This is a genomic window from Priestia sp. YIM B13551, from assembly GCF_042787905.1.
Taxonomy (GTDB): Bacteria; Bacillota; Bacilli; order Bacillales; family Bacillaceae_H; genus Priestia.
Map to the genome: position 1 here is coordinate 250,489 of NZ_JBHZOX010000003.1, position 16,589 is coordinate 267,077.

Annotated in this window: 17 protein-coding genes; 13 read left to right on the forward strand and 4 right to left on the reverse strand. The window is 37.9% G+C overall.

Translation table 11 applies throughout. From position 1 onward, the window contains the following. Positions 1 to 38 precede the first annotated feature (38 nt). From ACFX4N_RS18300 to ACFX4N_RS18340, 9 genes are all read left to right on the forward strand, one after another. Positions 39 to 194, forward strand: a complete 156-nt coding sequence (locus ACFX4N_RS18300) for a hypothetical protein (RefSeq protein ID WP_172966935.1) — start codon at positions 39 to 41, stop codon at positions 192 to 194. Between the two features lie 45 nt (positions 195 to 239). Next, complete coding sequence (locus ACFX4N_RS18305) at positions 240 to 872, forward strand: fumarylacetoacetate hydrolase family protein (RefSeq protein ID WP_035439371.1); 633 nt, start codon at positions 240 to 242, stop codon at positions 870 to 872. 178 nt (positions 873 to 1,050) lie between these two features. Next, positions 1,051 to 1,446, forward strand: a complete 396-nt coding sequence (locus ACFX4N_RS18310; RefSeq protein ID WP_192100736.1) for a hypothetical protein — start codon at positions 1,051 to 1,053, stop codon at positions 1,444 to 1,446. A 402-nt stretch (positions 1,447 to 1,848) separates the two neighbouring features. Beyond that, a complete protein-coding gene (locus tag ACFX4N_RS18315) occupies positions 1,849 to 2,412 on the forward strand; it encodes an ImmA/IrrE family metallo-endopeptidase (protein WP_013055557.1) in 564 nt (187 codons plus the stop codon). Positions 2,413 to 2,740: 328 nt separating this feature from the next. Beyond that, positions 2,741 to 4,045, forward strand: coding sequence for a CitMHS family transporter (locus ACFX4N_RS18320; protein WP_013055558.1), 1,305 nt, complete (start codon positions 2,741 to 2,743; stop codon positions 4,043 to 4,045). Positions 4,046 to 4,198: 153 nt separating this feature from the next. Beyond that, on the forward strand, positions 4,199 to 5,788 hold the full coding sequence (locus ACFX4N_RS18325; RefSeq protein WP_057274368.1) for an ATP-binding protein: 1,590 nt from the start codon (positions 4,199 to 4,201) through the stop codon (positions 5,786 to 5,788). 27 nt (positions 5,789 to 5,815) lie between these two features. Continuing rightward, entirely contained in the window at positions 5,816 to 6,487 is a 672-nt protein-coding gene (locus ACFX4N_RS18330; protein ID WP_063670607.1) for a response regulator, read from the forward strand. A gap of 24 nt (positions 6,488 to 6,511) precedes the next feature. Beyond that, positions 6,512 to 7,480: a tripartite tricarboxylate transporter substrate binding protein gene (locus ACFX4N_RS18335; protein ID WP_013055561.1), complete on the forward strand. Its 969-nt coding sequence runs from the start codon at positions 6,512 to 6,514 to the stop codon at positions 7,478 to 7,480. A 134-nt stretch (positions 7,481 to 7,614) separates the two neighbouring features. Beyond that, complete coding sequence (locus ACFX4N_RS18340) at positions 7,615 to 7,794, forward strand: hypothetical protein (protein ID WP_013055562.1); 180 nt, start codon at positions 7,615 to 7,617, stop codon at positions 7,792 to 7,794. Positions 7,795 to 7,825: 31 nt separating this feature from the next. On the opposite strand, the gene ACFX4N_RS18345 is transcribed toward ACFX4N_RS18340, so the two are convergent. Then, entirely contained in the window at positions 7,826 to 8,698 is an 873-nt protein-coding gene (locus tag ACFX4N_RS18345) for a LysR family transcriptional regulator (protein WP_013055563.1), read from the reverse strand. A 140-nt stretch (positions 8,699 to 8,838) separates the two neighbouring features. Here ACFX4N_RS18345 and ACFX4N_RS18350 point away from each other — a divergent pair, with 140 nt between their 5' ends. Together ACFX4N_RS18350 and ACFX4N_RS18355 are read left to right on the forward strand one after the other, a co-directional pair. Beyond that, complete coding sequence (locus tag ACFX4N_RS18350; protein ID WP_013055564.1) at positions 8,839 to 9,957, forward strand: AbrB family transcriptional regulator; 1,119 nt, start codon at positions 8,839 to 8,841, stop codon at positions 9,955 to 9,957. Positions 9,958 to 10,022: 65 nt separating this feature from the next. Further along, the gene (locus tag ACFX4N_RS18355; protein WP_013055565.1) at positions 10,023 to 10,796 is read left to right on the forward strand and encodes a class I SAM-dependent methyltransferase; all 774 of its coding nucleotides are present in this window, start codon (positions 10,023 to 10,025) and stop codon (positions 10,794 to 10,796) included. A gap of 37 nt (positions 10,797 to 10,833) precedes the next feature. Here the strand turns inward: ACFX4N_RS18355 and ACFX4N_RS18360 are convergent, their stop codons facing one another. Genes ACFX4N_RS18360 through ACFX4N_RS18370 form a run of 3 tightly spaced genes read right to left on the reverse strand, consistent with a single transcriptional unit; the run spans position 10,834 to position 13,776 of the window. Further along, on the reverse strand, positions 10,834 to 11,679 hold the full coding sequence (locus ACFX4N_RS18360; RefSeq protein ID WP_013055566.1) for an ABC transporter permease: 846 nt from the start codon (positions 11,677 to 11,679) through the stop codon (positions 10,834 to 10,836). After that, positions 11,672 to 12,877, reverse strand: a complete 1,206-nt coding sequence (proV, locus tag ACFX4N_RS18365; protein ID WP_013055567.1) for a glycine betaine/L-proline ABC transporter ATP-binding protein ProV — start codon at positions 12,875 to 12,877, stop codon at positions 11,672 to 11,674. The genes ACFX4N_RS18360 and proV overlap by 8 nt, the downstream gene beginning before the upstream one ends. A 35-nt stretch (positions 12,878 to 12,912) precedes the next feature. Next, positions 12,913 to 13,776: a glycine betaine ABC transporter substrate-binding protein gene (locus ACFX4N_RS18370; protein ID WP_013055568.1), complete on the reverse strand. Its 864-nt coding sequence runs from the start codon at positions 13,774 to 13,776 to the stop codon at positions 12,913 to 12,915. 596 nt (positions 13,777 to 14,372) lie between these two features. Between ACFX4N_RS18370 and ACFX4N_RS18375 the strand changes: the two genes are divergently transcribed. Further along, a complete protein-coding gene (locus tag ACFX4N_RS18375; RefSeq protein ID WP_013055569.1) occupies positions 14,373 to 14,960 on the forward strand; it encodes a TetR/AcrR family transcriptional regulator in 588 nt (195 codons plus the stop codon). A 135-nt stretch (positions 14,961 to 15,095) separates the two neighbouring features. Then, on the forward strand, positions 15,096 to 16,583 hold the full coding sequence (locus ACFX4N_RS18380; RefSeq protein WP_013055570.1) for an aldehyde dehydrogenase family protein: 1,488 nt from the start codon (positions 15,096 to 15,098) through the stop codon (positions 16,581 to 16,583). The last annotated feature ends 6 nt before the right edge of the window (positions 16,584 to 16,589 follow it).

Here is a 16,589-nt window from a genome sequence, read left to right on the forward strand (position 1 = left end):
GTGAACGTAGGTTTCGTGTGCGCATGTCCTTCTAGCTGTTGGTTGGAGGGCAAGGCGAAGACTCCCGCGGAAAGCGGAGCCTTGCACGGAAATCAACAGCGGTGTCACAAGCAGTTCAGCTCATTTATTCCCATTTTCCGTCTGTAGATTGGATTCATTTTATTATGTCCCAACCTTTTTTTTCTGTAAAATAAAAGAATACAAGTTGAAAAATCTTTATTTGAACGAAAGAAGGGATGATGAAAGTGAAAGATATTAAAAATATTTATTGTGTAGGCCGGAACTACGCACTGCATGCAAAAGAATTACATAATGATATTCCAACATCACCTTTTTTATTTTCCAAACCTACTCACGCTCTCGTTGAAGCAGCTGGACAATCAATTACTCTTCCTAGCGACCAAGGAGAGGTGCACTTTGAAACTGAACTGATTCTTCATATTGGACAATCTTACAAAGAAGGCATAACAGTGGATGAACTTGTTGACGAGATGACGATTGGATTAGACTTGACGCTTCGAGACGTGCAGAGCGAATTAAAACAAAAAAAGCACCCTTGGCTGCTTGCAAAAGGATTCAAACATTCAGCGGTCGTGGGAAACTTTATTCCATTTGAAGGAGTAGAAGCATCTAAGAAGAAAGACTTTTCGCTAGTGAAAAACAATGAACGCGTGCAGCTGGGGAATATTAAAAATTTGATTTTTGACTTACAAACGATTATTGATTTTACAGGAAAACATTTTGGTCTTGATAAAGGAGATCTTATTTTTACAGGGACACCTGAGGGAGTAGGTCCGCTTTCTCATCATGATGAGCTTTCACTTAAATGGGGACAGCAAGAGCTTGGTTCCTGCATCATTTCCTTTCGTTAACAAAAAGAGGCTGGGACAAAAGTAGTTTAGTTGAAGGAAGATCCGAACGATGAATCGAGATTCTTGATAGAGAATCCAACTCGTTCGGATTTTTTATTGTGATGGTGAACGTAGATTATATATTTGCTTCTAGCTGTCGATTAGAGGGCAAAGCGAAGACTCCTGCGGGGGAAGTGGAATGGATGAGACCCTGCAGGAGCGTAAGCGACGAGGATGCTCAGCGGCCGCCCTCGGAAAGCGAAGTCTTGCACGGAAATCAACAGCGGCGTACCACGCAGTCCAAATCATTTATCCCATTTGTTCGTATTTAGATTGTCTTGATTTCGTTATGCCTCAATCTCTTTTTTTGCGAAGTCTTAATTTTTTAGCCTTCAGAATGAATTTAATATCCAATGGGAAAGCTGTTTCTATCTCCTGTAGAAAACGAGGTCCTCAGCATGGTGCTCTTAATCCTTACAACGGTGATTTCTATTTTGAGCGTACTAGTTATGCCAAAACGTATCAGCTGGATAGAAATGTACACAACTTCTTTGTTTGTAATGTTTTTAGGATCAGTAGCAGATGTATATCTTGATGTTAAATATAATCCTTATGGATTCTTTACAAAAGGAGTACCCAAACAGAAGTGTTTTATTATAACGAATGGAAGACGCTATACTCATTTTTTTGCTATCCTTTTCTTTATATAGCAATGGTTTTAAATTTGAAAATGATACGCAGGCTTCAGATTATCGATAAACAAAAATAGAAATAAAAAAAAGTAATGATAAATCATAAAAAAATGATATTTTATTAATGGCTACATATGTAATATAGTAAAAATAGAAAATAAACGAAGCAGCATATAAGCAGGGTTAAAAAACATCAAAACGGGAATCTTGACATTAACTTCATGTTTTTAACCATGTATTGTGAATGAATATACTTATTGCTAAATAATATGTTGTAGAAGGAATTTAGCAAAGGAGGCAAGAAGATGTTTAAGCGTAGTGAAAAAATCCAAATTCATGGCGTAACATTTCATGGAGTCATGAGTGCGAAGCAAAAAGCCGTCCTGCAGGAAATTGCTAATGTAACAGACGAAAAAGACTGGGATGGGCTAAAAGGTGTATATTGCTTAGGCAGTGTAAAGGTGCAAGGAAAAGATGTGCTAGGTGTGTACTATGGCCAATTTAATGATAACCTTCCAAAAGAGAAGCGCAAACTTCAGTTTGAAATTGACTATATTAAATATACAGTAACGGAATGTCCTATTGTCTTTATCGATACAACAAAAAATAAAAAGCCTCATCAATTTGCTTTTATCATTCTGCATGAATTAGGCCATCATGTGGATCGTATGACAAATGGAACGCTTTTAAAAGAAGGAAATAGAACGCAAGAAATGTTTGCTAATACGTATGCTTTAGAGAAATATTCAAAAATAGAAAAGTTCCAAACAAAGAAGTTGAAAAACATTCCATTTTTAGAGGAGTCTCTTACTCAATGGAATAAAACTCCTCATCCTGGAGCTTATTCTCTTAGAGTTCAAATTGAATAATTCACGAGAATAGTTCCTCTCTCTCCGTTTTTTATTTTCCTATCTTTTTTCCTCTTCCTTTCTTTTATCCTTCCAATGAACAAAAAGGATTTAATTACCCATAAAGTTTTAAAAGTTTTTATAGTACGAATTATTTACACTATACCCTCCTGTAAATTATGATTATTTTAAGAAAAAACAGAAAATTTTAAAGTTTTAAGGTACAACTTAATAGTGAACAAGCGATGTTGTAATCGTATAGACGAACTGGCATACATATGCGAGTCATACATACAAACGAATCGCTTCCACTGTTATGAAAGCGGATTCAAAAATAGGAGGGGTAATAATGTTAGCTATTCTTGGGTTTTTGATGGTTTGTACATTTATGTTTCTAATTATGACAAAACGATTAACGCCGCTTATTGCTTTAATGGTTATTCCAGTATTGTTTGCAATCATAGGGGGATTCACAAGTGATATTGGAGAAATGGCTTTAAATGGTGTAAAAGAATTAGCACCTACAGGCGTTATGTTAATGTTTGCTATTTTATATTTTGGAATTATGATTGATGCTGGTTTGTTTGATCCAGTTGTAGGAAGAATTTTAAAAATCGTAAAAGGTGATCCACTAAAAATCACAATTGGTACAGCTATTTTAGTTCTTATTATCTCATTAGACGGAGACGGAACAACAACATATATGATTACGCTTTCAGCGATGCTTCCGCTTTATAAAAAGCTAAACATGAAGCCGATGATTTTAGCCTGTATCGCTATTATGGGTAGTGGAGTTATGAACTTAACGCCTTGGGGCGGACCTACTGCTCGTGTGATGAGCGCATTGAAGTTAGATGCTTCACAGGTGTTTACACCACTTATTCCAGCCATGATTGGTGGAGCTGGTTGGTTATTATTCACGGCTTACTATTTCGGAAAAAAAGAGCGCCAGCGCTTAGGTGTTATTGATATTCAAGACGTCACAAATGCTCAAGTAGCTTTTGCAGAAGCAGCCGCTGCTGAAGGAATCGAGTACAAGCGTCCGAAGCTTTTATGGGTAAACTTTGCTTTAACAGCTCTATTATTAGTAGGACTTATCACAGCAGTTATGCCGCTTCAAATTCTATTTATGATTGGATTTGCAATCGCTATCATGATTAACTATCCAAATTTAGAAGTTCAAAAAGAGCGTATTACAGCACATGCTGGTAATGTACTTGCTGTTGTATCTCTTGTATTCGCAGCAGGCGTATTCACAGGCATTTTATCTGGTACAAAAATGGTAGATGCAATGGGTAATAGTTTAGTAGGATTAATTCCAGATGCGTTAGGGCCTTACATGTCTGTGATTACAGCCATCACAAGTATGCCATTTACGTTCTTTATGTCAAATGATGCTTACTACTATGGGATTTTACCAATTATTGCTCAAGCAGCTTCAGCATACGGTATTGATGCTGCAGAAATTGGCCGTGCTTCATTGATTGGTCAACCTGTTCACTTACTAAGTCCTTTAGTTGCTTCTACGTATCTATTGGTCGGTATGGCAAAAGTCGAGCTTGGTGAATTCCAGCGCTTTACTTTAAAGTGGACGATTGGAACAGCGATGGTGATGCTTTTAGTAGCTATTATTACAGGAGTTATTACGCTGTAAAGATCATGAACCTAAAAACTTATCAATTCCGCTTTTGGGATTGATAAGTTTTTTTGTCTAAAAAGCTTTTGGAATAAGGAGCGGATATACAAAAAAATTTGATAAAATAAAAGAGGAATAGAACTATAAGGTAAAGGCTAAAGGTGCGATGAAATGAAAAAATGGTTTCAAGTATCGCTGCAAACAAAAATCGTAGGTTTATCCGCAGCATTAATCATAACTGTTATTGTTCTTTTAGCGAGTATTTTCTCTTACATGCAGTTTGTAGAATCTAAAAGGCAAGCCGAGCAGCTGGCTCTACAAGCAGCCAAATCAATATCATTTATGCCCGAAGTCAAAGCTGCTTTTCAAAAAAAACAGCCGAGTCGCTATATTCAGCCGCTTGCCGAGCAAGTGAGGGAACAAATCGGAGCAGCAAGTATTGTGGTTCAAAACCGTGAGCAAATCATCTATTCTCATTCTAATCAAAAATGGATAGGAAAGAAAAACAAAGAGCCGGTTAACGATAGAGCACTATTATTCGGCGGATATTATACGCTTGACGGAGAGGGAACCACAGGTCCTGCTATTATGGGGAAAGCGCCTATTGTCATCAGTCACGGAAAGTATACGGAGGTCGTAGGAGTAGTGACGGTTGAGTTTTTAAAGTCTCATGTTCATGCTCAGCTTATTACGCGTATTCAGCAAATTATCATATTTTCACTAGCTGTTTTATTACTTGGTATGATCGGAGGTATTTTTTTAGCTAAAAGTATTAAAAAAGATACTCTCGGTCTTGAGCCCCATGAAATCGCTTCTTTATACCGTGAACGAAATGCGATTTTACTTTCGATAAAAGAAGGAATTATTGCTATTGATCATCAAGGCTTTATTACGATGATGAATACATCAGCTAAAAATATGCTAGGGCTACAGGCGGAATATTTACATCATCATATCATTGAAGTATTTCCTTATACGAATATGATTGAAGTGCTAGATACAGGAATAGCCCGAAGCGACCAAGAGATTTTTCTAAATGAAAAAACGTTTATCTTAAACTTAACACCTATTATTGAACATCAACGAATTGTAGGAGTGGTCGCTAGTTTTCGTGATAAGACAGAATTAAAAAGCTTAATCAATACGATTTCAGAAGTACGAAGGTATTCAGAGGATTTACGAGCTCAAACGCATGAGTTTACGAATAAGCTGTATGTTTTGTCGGGTTTGCTGCAGTTAGGGCAGTACAAAGATGCATTTGAGTTTATTCAAAAAGAATCAGCCGTACACCAAACACAAAATCGTATTCTATTTGATCAGATATTAGATTCTAAAGTCCAAGCAATATTGCTTGGGAAGATTGGAAAAGCATCTGAAAAGAAAATTCACTTTTCGGTTGATTCGGAGAGTACACTCGATACGCTCCCAGAACATATTGAAATTTCTCATCTCATTATCATTATTGGGAACTTAATTGATAATGCATTTGAAGCGGTGAGTCAGCAGTCTAAAAAAGAAGTGTCGTTTTTTATTACCGATATTGGTCATGATTTAATTATTGAAGTGATGGATAACGGACCAGGTATATCAGAAGAAGTACTAAATCAAATTTTCACAAAAGGTTTTTCAACCAAAGGTACAGATAGAGGATACGGACTGGCAAATATAAAGAAAATGGTAGATGAACTTGGAGGATCTATTGAAGTGTATAATCAGCCAGAAGGAGGAGCCATTTTTTCAGTTTACCTTCCAAAAAACTGAACCATGAGAAGTAAGGGGAGAGTCGAAATGTTACGAGTCGCAATTGCAGAAGACGATTTTCGAATTGCTCAAGTTCAAGAGCGATTTTTATTAGAAGTAGATGGTGTAGAAGTTGTAGGCAAAGCGTTGAATGCAAAAGAGACGCTTGAAATGCTAAAGGAGAAGAAAGTTGATTTACTTCTTTTAGACATCTATATGCCAGATGAAATGGGAACGGATTTACTGCCAAAAATTAGAGCGCAGTTTCCACAAGTTGACGTTATCGTGGTAACGGCTGCAACAGAAAAAAACATTGTAGAAATCTGTTTGAGAAACGGCGTCGTTAATTATTTGATTAAGCCCGTTATGATGGAATCCTTCATTAATGCTATTAAACAGTATCAAGAGAAAAAGGAACTGTTTAGTACGCATAAAGAAGTTGATCAATCATTTATTGATGCGTACTTTGGACATGTCAGAACAAAGCCAAAAGCGGATAAATCTCTTCCTTCAGGTATTGATGGTATCACATTACAAAAGTCAAAAGACATTTTAAAAAGCATCAAAGGAATTACAATCGAAGAGATGGGGCAACAAATGGGAGTATCTAGAACGACAGCTAGACGATATTTAGAGTATCTAGTATCAACTGGTGAATGTCACGTTGAATATGATTATGGGATTATTGGACGGCCGGAGCGCAAGTACTATTTAGCGTAGCATTAGCCTTGAAGGATGGGATATATGATCAAAAAGCTCATGATAGTGTTTATAAGTGTATTGCTTGTTAGCTGTTCTTCTCCCACTAAAAAAGAACGTATTGATATGAAAAAAATTGAAATTGTGGCAGCCGGTGCAAAAGGCGGAGGAGCAGATGCAACAGTAAGAGCCATTCAACAAGTGCTAACGGAAAAGAAGATTGTGAAGGTACCCGTTTCTGTTAGTAATAAAATAGGTGGGCAAGGTGAAGAAGGATGGAAATATATTAAACAGAGAAAAGAAGGGAATATTGTTTCCGGAAATTCCAGTTTGCTGATTACAAATAATTTGCTAGGGCAAAGTCAATTAACCTATAAAGACTTTACTCCGCTCGCTATTTTAACATCTGAATGGGAGGTCATCGTGGTCCCTGCTAACTCTCCTATATATAATTTAAAACAGCTCATACGCACGTTAAATCAAAGTGAATCCAGTATGAAAGTGGGAATATCACCTCGCTTAGGAAACGACGATCATTTATCGTTCATGCAGCTAAATAAAAAAGCAGGCGTAGACTCTTCCAAGCTTGAGTTCTTCGTTTACAACAGCAGTCATAAAGTGATCGATGCGCTCGTTCATCATCAGCTAGATGTAGCACCTATGTCATTATCAGAAGTAAAAAAGCAGTACGAACAAGGGCAGGTAAGAATACTCGCCGTTTCTTCTCCCAGCAGGCTAGAAGAGCTAAAAGAGATCCCCACGTGGAAAGAAGCGGGAATTGACGTAACATTTAGCCATTGGAGAGGTCTAATGGGACCGCCTAATATGACCAAAGAGCAGGTAGCATATTGGAATAAGACAGTGTATGAAATGGTTCATACAAAAGAATGGGAACAACTGCTTAAAGATAACGATTTAACCTCTTTTTATAAAAATAGCAGCGGTGCTAAAGTCTTTCTTGAGCAGCAAAGCAAGCTGTATTCTGACTTAATGGGTGGAACAAACGATGAATAAATACAATAGAAAGACGTTGGGACAAAAGAATTTTAGGCGAAGTGAAAAACGAACCATTGATCAAGATGTTTGATTCGTGGTTCGTTTTTTTGTTGTGGTAAGCATAGTTTCATCTGTTTCGTTCCTTCTAGCAGTTGATTGGAGGGCAAGACGAAGACTCCTGCGGGAAAAGCGGAACAGGTGAGACACCACAGGAGCGTAAGCGACGAGGAGGCTCATCGGCCGCCCGCGGAAAGCGAAGTCTTGCACGGAAATCAACTGCGGTGTCAAAAGCAGTTCAGCTCATATATCCCATTTGTTCGTCTTTAGATTGAATTCATTTCGGTATGTCTCAACCTCTTTCTATCAGTGTACATCCTTTAAATCCAAGTTTTGAATGAACTCAATAAAAGCTTTTACGATGTTAATTTTTAATGAATCCTCATGATAAAACATCCATGTACTGCGTGTTAAAGGCTGCTGGTCTTTTGTTTTTAACGTGTATCTGTAAATCTCTGCTGCGTCATCAAGCAGCATACTCGGCAAAATCGCATAACCGAGTCCGTTTACAACCATCTTTTTGCATGTTTCTGCTTTATCCACTTCAATACTGACAAGGGGAGGCTGAGAGTAATTTTCAGCCCACCAGTTATCAACAGATGTTTTTAAAAAACGATCTTGGTGATAGTCAATTCGAGGTATATTGGGAAGGTTGTTTATGTCAACAGGCTGTGCAGACGCAATGCAAATCGTTTCTTTAAAAAGCAACTCTTTCTGATCCTGCCAGTTATAATCACCTTTTACAAACGCAATATGAACATCGTGCTTATAAAGTAAGTGGGCCATGTCACTGCTCCATCCGGTCGTGACTTTGAATTCAACGTCAGGAAATCGCTCTTTAAATAACCGTAATAGTCCAGGGAGCTTGTAGTCAGTGAAAAAGTTAGACACTCCTAGACGTAAAGTACCGGTTAATTGATCATCCATGTTTAACACATTTTCTTTTATTTTTTGAAGCGTGAGCAGCATTTCTTCTGCGCACTTCACTAAATATTCTCCCTGCGGTGTAAACTGAACTCCGCGGCGTCCTCTGTTCACAATCTGAACATGAAATTCCTTCTCCATCTGCTGCAGTCTATGCGTAAGCGCAGGCTGAGAGATAAACAGCTCCTTGGCTGCTTTTGTAATGTTTTTTTCTCGATACAACACTTGTAGAATAAGCCAATCTCGATCGTCCATACTACCCCTCCAGGAATAAAAAAAATGAATGGTTTATAATAAAATTTCGATATTTTAATTATCTCTAAAATTATACTATAGTTAAGAAGAGGAATGTTCGGTGTAAGAAAGAAAAGCCTTGTAGAAGGAAGGAAGTAGATATGAACGCAAGAATTATTTTTTTACAATCTATATTTTTTATTTTATTAACAAGCGTGGGAGGATTTCTTTTATCGTTAACAGGCTTATCCATTGGCTGGATGCTTGGGACCCTCATTTTAGCTGCTATTCTAGCTTTCCGAAAGCCGGGTTTTTTATCTCAAACAAGCAAAAAAGGTATTCCAAAATATTGGCTGTACGCAGGACAGTGTATTTTAGGAATTGAATTAGGTCAAAAGATTAACTTGTCTGTATTAACTACGTTTCAATCTCACTGGTCCACCATTACGATCATGCTTTTGCTGTCCGTTGTTTTTTCTCTTTTATCCGGTTATTTGCTATGGAAGTTCAGTTCCACAGACTTATTAACAAGCTTTTTCGGCACGACTCCTGGAGGAATGAGCGCAATGCCAGGCATGGCTGAAGAGGTAGGGGCCAATACGGCAGTTGTAAGCATCATTCAAACGATGCGCGTGTTTTTAGTTGTGCTTGCTGTTCCTTTATTTGTGGTCTATTGGGGAAGTAATACAGGTCGGCATGCAGTGTCAGCTACTCCAAGTATTTTTGGGTGGGAATCACTGCTATGGACAGGCGTTTTAATCGTTACAGCAGTAGTAGGCTATTATATAGGAAAAAAACTAAAATTTCCTGCTCCTTGGTTAGTAGGGGGAATGCTTACTGTTGCGATTGTTCAAACAGCTGCTTCATCGTACGCGGGCTATAATCTTCAAGCATACTGGCCTCATTCTGTGATGATTTTATCGCAAATTTTTATCGCGTCAAGCATTGGTTCTCGCTTCCATAAAGAAATGTTTATTGGCGTAAAAAAAATTATAGTTGTTGCGCTTATTAATACAATCGGCTTAATTGCTGCTATGTTTGTTTGTGCACTATTCGTCTCCAAAATAACTGGAATTGAGCTTATTACGTCTATTTTAGCTTTTGCTCCTGGAGGCATTGCAGAAATGGCGACTACATCCATTGTATTGCAAGCCGATTCGACGTTGGTAGTAGCGGTCCAAGTGCTTCGAATTTTAACCATTTGGCTGCTTCTTCCTCCGCTGTTTCGCATGTTTCATCAATGGGGAGAAAGAAAAAGAATACATTCACACGTTTCATAATAAATATGTGAATGCACTAGGCAAAGTAAGAGAGAGTTTTAAAGAGGGAAATGGGGGGAGAATAGATGAGTAATAAAGAAATGGTGGTCAGTCAGTTCGGGGGGAATGCTGGAAAGTACGTCAAAAGTAAAGGTCATGCGAAAGGCAAAGATTTAGCTGTTTTAGCGGAAATTGCTGAAGAAAATAGAGGAGGAAAGCTGCTTGATGTAGCAACAGGAGGAGGACACGTGGCAAATAAGCTAGCACCTGTCTTTCAAGAAGTAACGGCTTTTGACTTAACTCCTCAAATGTTGCAAAGTGCTGAAGGCTTCATTACAGGAAATGGTCATGAAAACGTATCTTTTGTCCAAGGAGATGCTGAAGATATGCCATTTCAAGATGACGAGTTTGATACTGTAACGTGCAGAATTGCACCGCACCATTTTCCAAACATTAAACAGTTCATCAAAGAGGTATATCGAGTGTTAAAGCCAGGCGGACAATTCTTGCTCATTGACAATGTAGCCCCGGAAGTGAATGCTTATGACGAGTTTTATAATCGAGTTGAAAAGACAAGAGATCCAAGCCATTATCGTGCTTATAAAAAAACAGAGTGGCTTTCTATGCTTGAAATGCAAGGATTCCGTATAGAAGTGCTGACAACTTTTCCAAAGCGCTTTTTATTTGATGACTGGTGTGGGATGATGAATGTTCCGGAAGAGACAAAGCGTGATCTTACTCAATATATGCTGAATATACCAAGCGGATTTAAGCAGTTTTTCGAAATCAAAACGAATCAACAAAGAATTGAATCGTTTCAAGGAGAAGCAATCTTTGTAGCTTGTTACAAGAATAAATAAAAAGAAGCCAACTCACCGGAGTTGGCTTCTTTTTTACTTATGCTCGTTGTTTTGAACGATTTCCAAAATATTGAGTAATACGGTCTAAAATAATCGCTAAAATAACGATTGAAATTCCGGCTTCAAAGCCCGTGCCAACTTCAAGTCGAGAAACTGCACGATATACTTCCGCACCAAGTCCCGGAGCACCTACAAGAGAGGCGATAACAACCATTGAGAGAGATAGCATGATGCTTTGGTTAATTCCTGCCATGATTGTTTTTGTAGCTAATGGAAGCTGTACTTTAAATAATTTTTGTTTTGTTGTTGAACCGTAGGCATTTGCTGCTTCTACTAAGTCAGCGGGTACTTCACGGATACCTAAGTTCGTTAAGCGAATCGTTGGAGGCATTGCAAAGATAACAGATGAGATAACACCTGGTACCACACCGATTCCAAAGAAGAAAAGTGCTGGAATCAAATAAACAAATGCGGGCATTGTTTGCATAAAGTCTAAGATTGGCGTAATAATTCGAGCCGTCTTTTCGCTTTGAGATGCCCAAATGCCTAGCGGGATTCCTACTATAATCGAAATAAATACGCTTGTTAAAACGAGGGCGAGTGTGTCCATTGTTTCTTGCCAGTAGCCAAGGTTAAGAATAAATAACAGGCCAATCATCGATAAAATAGTAAACGACCATTTTTTACTTGAAAACCAAGCAATGATTCCGACAATTAAGATTAAAATTAATGCTGGGGGAAAGGTTAGCACTAGTACAATAAAACTTACAATACCATCGACAATAGCTGAAATAACATCAAAGAATCCTTTGATATTGTCATTTAAAAACGTGACAAAATGGTCAATCCAATTGCCAACGGGAATTTTAGGGATACTATTCATTTACGTTCACCTCATTACTATCAGTACCGGCGAGTGCTTCAATCACTCGTTCTTTTTTTATGATGCCGCGCAGACGATGGTTTTCATCTACAACTGGTAGCGGAAAGCGACTGATAACCATTTTGTCGTACAAGTTTTCTAGTAGCGTATCTGTTGTAACAGTCGGAATATCCGTATCTAATACGTCTGCTGTCAGTTTATCTTGTTTAATGGCGCGGCTAATATCATCTGCAGTTACAACTCCTAGAAGAGTTTTTTTCTTGTCTACTACATAGATGCTTGAATAACCAGCTTCTTGCATAATTTTAAGCGCCACGCGCGGACCTCGGTCTACGGTAATGGATTCGGCACGATTCATCACGCTTTCAGCTGTGTATACTTTAGCTACATTAACGTCTTCGACAAAGCGCTCGACATAATCATTAGCGGGATTTGTCATAATTTCTTCGGGTGTTCCTACTTGAACAACACTGCCGTCTTTCATTAATACGATTCGATCTCCGATTCGAAGGGCTTCATCAAGATCATGGGTAATAAAAATGATTGTTCGTTCCATTTTTTCTTGAAGCTCTAGTAAGAAATCTTGCATATCTTTACGAATAAGCGGATCTAATGCACTGAATGCTTCATCCATTAGTAAAATGTCAGGGTCATTGGCAAGCGCTCGAGCGAGTCCGACACGCTGCTGCATACCGCCGCTCAGTTCACCAGGATATTGATTTTCGTATCCTTTTAAACCTACTAGTTCAAGCGCTTCTTTTGCTTTTTTTTCACGTTCGGCCTTTGGTGTACCTTGAACTTCTAATCCGTATTCTGTGTTATCAAGAACTGTACGGTGAGGGAATAAGGCAAAGTTTTGGAAGACCATGCTCATTTTTTTTCGGCGCATGTCGCGAAGTTCCTCTTTGTTCATTTTTACTACATCGGCACCGTCTAAAATAAGGGATCCAGATGTTGGTTCAACAAGGCGATTAAACATACGAACTAAAGTGGATTTACCACTTCCAGACAGTCCCATAATAACGAAGATTTCACCGGATTTGATTTCGAAGTTTGCTTGATTAACTCCGATTGTCATTCCTGTTTCTTCTAGAATTTCTTTTTTTGTTTTTCCTTTTTGAAGTAAATCAATCGCTTTTGACGGATTCTTACCAAACACTTTGGTTATATTTTTTACTTTTAATTTTACGTGTTCCATATGTCCACCTCAATTGTTGTTTTCTTTTACGTTCATTAATCTTTTGTCCAACTGTCGACTAGCTTTTTATGCTTTTTTACCCATTCTTGCGCTGCTTCTTCAGGATTGGAAGATTTTTCGACTTGTGACAGAAGAGGACTGATTAATTTATCATTCATCTGTGCATTATTCATCCATTTTATGACTTGAGGATTTGTCTTTTTAAATTCCTTGCTTGTCATTGTGTATATGTTGTCAGGGTCTCCAAACGAATTTTTAGGATCTTTTAAGTATTTGATATCAAAGTCTGCAAAAGCCCAGTGCGGATTCCACATAGTAACAACAATTGGTTTTTTGGCATCATAAGCTTTGCGCAGTTCACTGAGCATAGCTGCTTCAGACGATTTTACAAGCGTATAGCTTTTTAGGTTATAATCTTTTAACGCTTGTTCGGCTAATCCGTTAATACTGGAGCCTGGGTCAATTCCAATGACTTTGTTATCGACATCGGAAGCAACTTTAGCAAGGTCTTCCGTTGTGTTCACGTCTTTCATGTAGGCGGGAACTGCGAATCCTAAGCGTGCGTTTTTAAGCCAAGGGTCTTCAATGTTCACTTGATCTTTATATTTTTTGTAAAAAGGCGCATCTGTTGTAGGGAGCCATGGTGCAAATGAAATATCAATGTCGTCATTAGCTGTTCCTACCCAAACACCAGCTTTCTCTAAGAAAACAGTTCTAACCTTGTAGCCTCGATCTTCTAAAATGTGTTTCCAGACGTACGTGTAGGCGATGTTTTCAGTATAGTTATTCATGCCGATGGTAATGGTTTTTTTATCTTTAAATGCTCCATTACCGTTACCGCAAGCTGAAGTAATAACTAGAAGAAAACAAGTCATGCTGATTAACAATAGTTTCTTCATGCAATGTAACTCCTTTATAAAGTTTTAAATCAAACTGATTAATATGTAAAACGGCTACTAAACACAACGAAATGTATACCCGCTTTTTCAAATGATAAACCTAGAAAATTTAAAATGTGAAATAAACATAGTGGATGATTTTAGATGATGTAAAGTTATTTTTAACTAAAAATGTACATCGTAGTTAAGAGAAATTATGGGAAATAAATGGATGGAATAAGTGACTGTTGAATCAGTTTTACATGTTACCACTCTTTTTTTTACTCCGTCAACTTCAAGTCAAGAGTAATTAGACGATCAAGCTGTATAAATAAACGCGAAAAAGTATCTTTCTAATATAGTTATTTTTTCGGAAGAATAGGTGCTTAAAGAGCGTTGTATCAGCTTTTGCCTTGAATTATAAAAGGAAGGGAAATAACAGTGAGATATATAAGAACCCTGAAGGGAAATTGATAAAATAAAAAATATTTTGGAAGCCGGCATACGACCAATTTTTTAATTAAATTTAAAGATTCAGAAAATTTTATCTTGCGTAATTCTGGTTGCTTATAGTAAAATGAATGAAAGTCATTCATTTTATAGGTGGAGGGAAAGAGTTGGTTACAAGCACAAGTGAAAAATACGATAAAATCTTACAGGCAGCGATTGAAGTTATATCTGAAAAGGGGCTTGATAAAACGTCAATTTCAGACATTGTAAAGCGTGCAGGCGTAGCTCAAGGAACTTTTTATCTTTATTTTAGATCCAAAAATGCCCTTGTTCCTGCTATTGCAGAAAACTTACTTTCTTTGTCGCTTGAAAAAATTAAAGAAAGAGCTAAAGCAGCAACAAATTTTTTAAGTACATTAGAGGTAATGATTGACGAAACGTATAAAACAACAGATGAATATAGAGATGTTCTTGTTTTATGCTATTCGGGGCTTGCTTTTGACTATTCATTAGAAACATGGGAAGCTATTTATTTACCTTATTACAACTGGTTTGAAGAGGTATTAAATGAGGCTGTAAAAAAAGAAGAAGTCATCAAGCAGCTTAACGTTAAATGGACAGCTAAAACGATGATCAATTTGATTGAAAATGCTGCTGAACTTTTTTATATCGGGCGAGAGAAAGATGTCACACTTGAGCAATCGAAGGAAGAACTTTTTCAATTCTTAAAGCGTTCTCTTGTGCCATCCGTGTAATATTAGCGCTGCTGGTATTACACCTATCAAAATGACTGACATTCATTCAAAATATATAATCAATTATCAGAATTATAAGTTTTTAAAAGTTTAAAATGACTGACAATCAGTCGTTATTTAATAAGGAGGTATCTTATGGATCGTACAGCCGTTAAAACGTTAACTTTGAATATGTACATAAACGGAGAGTGGAAAAAAGCAGAGAAGCAGCGTCCTACTGTTAATCCAGCTACAGGTGAAGTGATTGGATATGCTGCAGAAGGCAGCATAGAAGATATGAAAACAGCGATTGGAGCAGCACGAGAAGCTTTTGACAGCGGAATTTGGTCTGAGACTTCTGCATCTGAAAGAGCAGCTATCTTATTTAAAATTGCCGATAAGCTTGAAGAAGCGAAAGAAGAATTAGCAGCGCTAGAAACAATGGATAACGGAAAGCCCTATCGCGAAGCTGAGGCTGATGTGGAAGATGCAGCTGCTTGTTTTAGGTATTACGCTGGATTAATTACAAAGCCAGACGGTCAAACGTACAGTGTTCCGGCACCTATGCAAGCAATGGTTATAAAAGAACCAATTGGGGTGTGCGGACTGATTGTACCTTGGAATTATCCGCTGTTGATGAGCGTGTGGAAAATTGCACCTGCTTTAGCTGCAGGAAATACGATTGTATTTAAACCTTCTGAAGTGACACCGGTTACTCCTACAAAACTTTTTGAGATTTTAGAAAGCGTAGGATTGCCAAAAGGAGTAGCAAACCTTGTTATGGGAGCCGGAGATACTGTGGGAAATACGCTTATTCAAGATAAGCGTGTTGATAAGATTTCCTTTACAGGAGGAACGGTAACTGGAAAACACATTATGCGTCAAGCAGCAGAGAATGTAACGAAAGTCTCTTTAGAACTTGGAGGAAAGTCACCGAACATTATATTTGCTGACGCTGATTTTGAAACAGCTGTAGATTATGCCTTATTTGGAATTTTTGCAGGGAGCGGCCAAATTTGCGCTGCAGGTTCTCGTATTTTAGTAGAAGAAAGCATCGCTGAGAGATTTATCGAACGTTTTGCAGAGCGTGCTCAAAAAATTAAAGTAGGAAATGGAATGGATCAAGAGATTGAAATGGGCCCTCTTGTAAGTGAAGAACATATGAAAAAAGTATTAAAGTACATCGAAATCGGAAAGCAAGAAGGCGCCCGCCTTGTATGCGGAGGCAATCGAATCACTAGCAGTGGATTGGAAAAAGGATTCTTTGTAGAACCTACGGTTTTTAGTAACGTTACGTCAAATATGAAAATTGTGCAAGATGAAATCTTTGGACCCGTTGTCGTTATTCAAACGTTTAAAGACGAAAAAGAAGCTATTAAGCTTGCAAATGATACGGAATATGGTTTGGCAGGCAGTGTGTTTACAAACGACGGCGCAAAAGCTCTTCGGGTGATTAAAAAGCTGCGTGCGGGCATCACTTGGGTAAACACATATCATTTTACATTTAACGAAGCGCCTTGGGGCGGATATAAGCAGAGCGGAATTGGTCGAGGACTGGGCACGTTTGGATTGGAAGAATTTCAAGAAGTAAAACAAATTAATATTAATTTACAAGTAGAGCCAATCGGCTGGTTTAAAAATTAAAAAGTA